Origin of the sequence: Leucobacter sp. M11 (genome assembly GCF_035726885.1) — a bacterium.
Classification (GTDB): domain Bacteria; phylum Actinomycetota; class Actinomycetes; order Actinomycetales; family Microbacteriaceae; genus JAPFRB01.
The window spans coordinates 29504-31850 of record NZ_JAPFRB010000004.1 but is presented as its reverse complement, the minus strand read 5'-3'; the positions used below and the strand labels follow the sequence as shown (position 1 = coordinate 31850).

2 protein-coding genes are annotated in these 2347 nt (G+C 73.7%); both read left to right on the top strand.

Features of this window, described 5'->3' with window-relative positions:
• Nucleotides 1-102 precede the first annotated feature (102 nt).
• Nucleotides 103-1122: an acrylyl-CoA reductase family protein gene (locus OOT08_RS12120; RefSeq protein ID WP_325092976.1), complete on the top strand. Its 1020-nt coding sequence runs from the start codon at nt 103-105 to the stop codon at nt 1120-1122.
• A gap of 9 nt (nt 1123-1131) precedes the next feature.
• The gene (locus tag OOT08_RS12115) at nt 1132-2346 is read left to right on the top strand and encodes a pyridoxal phosphate-dependent aminotransferase (RefSeq protein ID WP_325092975.1); all 1215 of its coding nucleotides are present in this window, start codon (nt 1132-1134) and stop codon (nt 2344-2346) included.
• The last annotated feature ends 1 nt before the right edge of the window (nt 2347 follow it).

The window sequence follows — 2347 nt, the reverse complement described above, 5'->3', positions numbered from 1 at the left end:
GCTTCCCAGGTGCCTCCCTCGCCTGCGTGTCCGGCGGGAGGTACCCTACTGGGACCGAGCGTTGCGGCTCCGCCGACGCTCACGGACGGCAAGGAGGGCCCCATGCACGATCTCGTCTCCCAGCGCTTTTCCGCGCTCATCGCCGTGGAGACCGGCGACGGCGTCTCCGCCGAGGTCACCACCCTCGGCGTCGAGGATCTGCCGCCCGGCGAGGTGCTCATTCGGGTGCGCTCCTCCAGCGCGAACTACAAGGATGCGCTCGCGCTCACCGTGGGCGGCGGGGTGGTGCGGGAGTACCCGCGGGTGCCCGGCATCGACCTCGCCGGGATCGTCGTGGCGAGCGACTCCCCCGACGTCCTGGTCGGCACCCCCGTGCTCGCGCACGGCTACGCGATCGGCACCGGCGCGCACGGCGGCTACGCCGAGTACGCCCGAGTGCCCGCCGAGCAGGTCGTGCCGCTCGGGGCGCTCGATGCCCGCGAGGCGATGGCCATCGGCACCGCGGGGTTCACCGCGGCGATGAGCGTGCAGGCGCTCCAAACGCACGGCATCACCCCCGGCGACGGCCCCGTCCTCGTGACGGGGGCGAGCGGCGGCGTCGGCAGCGTCAGCGTCGACCTGCTCTCCGGCCTCGGCTACGAGGTCGTCGCTTCCTCCGGCAAGGCCGATGTGGAGGCCCACCTGCTCGGCCTGGGCGCCGCCCGCGTCATCGGCCGACTCACCGAGGACGAATCGGAGCCCCGGCCCCTGGCTCGGGCCGAGTGGGCGGCGGCGGTCGACACGGTCGGCGGGGCCACCCTGGCCCGGGTGCTCGGCGCGCTGCGCTACGGCGGGATCGTCGCCGCGAGCGGTCTTACCGGGGGCACCGCCCTGGACACGACCGTGCTCCCGTTCATCCTCCGCGGGGTGACCCTGGCGGGGATGGACTCGGTGCAGCTCGGCATCGACGCGAGACGCCGGCTCTGGGCCCGGCTTGCAACCGATCTTCGCCCCGCTCGCCTGGCAGCGCTCACGAACGATGCCCCGGTCCGCGAGGCGCCGCGGGTGCTTGCGTCGATCCTCGCGGGCAGCCACTCGGGTCGCACCGTGTTCCAGGTGGAGGGCGGCTTCTCGGCTCCCTAAGCTGGGGGCATGACCCTTCGTTGGCGCGCAGTCGCATCCGCAACCGGCCTCACGGCCCCGGACGGGCTCGTGCGGCCCACGATCTTCGCGGAGATGACGGCCCTCGCCGCCCGCGCCGGGGCCGCAAATCTGGGGCAGGGCTTCCCGGATGAGGATGGCCCCGCCTGGATCCGCGAGCTGGCCCGGGAGGCGATCTCCTCCGGCGAAAACCAGTACCCGCCGGGGCGCGGAATCGCGCCGCTCCGGGCGGCCATCGCCGCGCACCAGGACCGGCACTACGGCCTCAGCTACGACCCGGAGACCGATGTGCTCGTCACCGCGGGGGCCACCGAAGCCATCGCCGCGACGGTGCTCGCGCTCGCCGGACCCGGCGACGAGGTGCTCACGCTGGAGCCCTTCTACGACGCCCACGCGGCCACGATCGCGATGTCCGGGGCGACGCACGTGACCGTCCCGCTCGTGCCCGGGGAGCGGGGTTTTGCCCTCGACGTTGCCGCGCTCGAGGCCGCCGTGACCGAGCGGACCCGGTTGATCCTCGTGAACACGCCGCACAACCCGACGGGGACGGTGCTCAGCCGGGCCGAGCTCGGCGCGCTCGCCGAGGCGGCGGCCCGGGTGGATGCGATCGTCGTCACCGACGAGGTCTACGAACACCTCACCTTCGACGGCCTCGAGCACACCCCCATCGCCACGCTGCCGGGCATGCGCGAGCGCACCCTCACGATCTCCTCCGCGGGGAAAACTTTCTCCCTGACCGGGTGGAAAATCGGCTGGGTGACCGGGCCCGCCGAGCTGATCGAGGCGGTGCTCGCGATCAAGCAGTTCCTCACGTACTCCGGCGGTGCCCCGTTCCAGCCCGCGATCGCCCGCGCCCTGGTCGAGGGAGACGGGGACATCGCGGCGCTCCGGGACGGGCTCGCCGCCCGGCGCGACCGGCTCGTCGCCGGGCTCCGCGCCGCGGGCTTCCCGGTTTCGGTCGCGGGCGGCACCTACTTCGTCTGCGCCGACGCGAGTCCGTTCCTGAGCCCCGAGGTTCCCGACGGCGCAGCCTTCGCCCGGGCCCTCCCCGAGCGGCTCGGCGTCGCTTGCGTGCCGCTGTCCGCGTTCTGCCGCGAAGGGTCCCCCACGGCGCGCGCCCTCTCCTCCTGGGTGCGCTTCACCTTCGTCAAGGACGACGCCACGATCGACCTCGCAATCGAGCGGCTCAGCGCACTCGCGCGCTGAG